The following is a 900-nucleotide window of genomic DNA, read 5'->3' on the forward strand; positions in this document are numbered from 1 at the left end:
CTTGCTAGTCATTCTGTTGGTTCCAAACAGGCTACGCACGCGTACAAGCTCCATTTAAAGCAGCTACTTGCTGAATATGACCTTGCTTGCCAACAGTTGCAAGTAGTAGAAGCAGAGATTATTGCTGTTTTAGATCGTATTCCTTTTGCTAAATCTATGCTTGCTGTTAAAGGAATTAGCGCCATTTCCCTAGCTGGTATTCTGGGTGAAGCCGGGGATTTAAGTGGCTTTGTTCACGGCAATGCACTGCTTCGGCACGCTGGCCTCAACCTTGCAGAAGCAAGCTCAGGCAAATGGACAGGACAAATGAAGATTAGCAAACGTGGACGATCCCGCCTCCGTCGATTTATTTACATGATGACCTTGAGTATGGTTGGGAATAACCCAGAATTCAAAGCGATACATGCGTACAATGTGCAGGTGAAAAAGATGAAGAAAATGAGGTCGCTTATGAAACTGTGTGGTAAATTGGCCCGAATACTCGTTGGAATGGCACGCAGCAATGAAGCCTATAATCCTCATAAGACAATGCCAATTCAACTAGCAGCTTAAGCAATATTTTACCGTTTCGTTGTACGAATGTTGGCCTATTCGCAGGACTTCAAAAGAAAGCACGGAGTACCGGATGTTTTGAACCAAAGGGCACGGACCCGTAACGATAGCAAGACCGGCCTCCACCCCTTGGACAGGCGTAACGAAGGAATGAGAGGGCAAAGACCCGTTGAGACATGGGAGTGAAAACCTCCAAGGGCGGCGTGGAGAATGCGTGCAGTATATGGAATAATATGGGGAAATAACCTTCCCTGTATTTCATCACGCCTTCATGTTGTTCTGGTCTACTACAATGGCTCTCTTACTTTTATTCCTCTTTTCTGGCAAGGGCGAAATCCTGCGAATAAG

The 900-nt window shown here is 45.9% G+C and carries 1 protein-coding gene; it reads left to right on the plus strand.

The annotated features are described in order from the left end of the window. Positions 1 to 552 (plus strand): transposase (locus tag M3194_RS30765; protein ID WP_251657953.1); only part of this gene is annotated, 552 nt, incomplete at its 5' end. Positions 553 to 900: the final 348 nt, after the last annotated feature.

It is taken from the genome of Paenibacillus glycanilyticus (genome assembly GCF_023715145.1).
Classification (GTDB): domain Bacteria; phylum Bacillota; class Bacilli; order Paenibacillales; family Paenibacillaceae; genus Pristimantibacillus; species Pristimantibacillus glycanilyticus_A.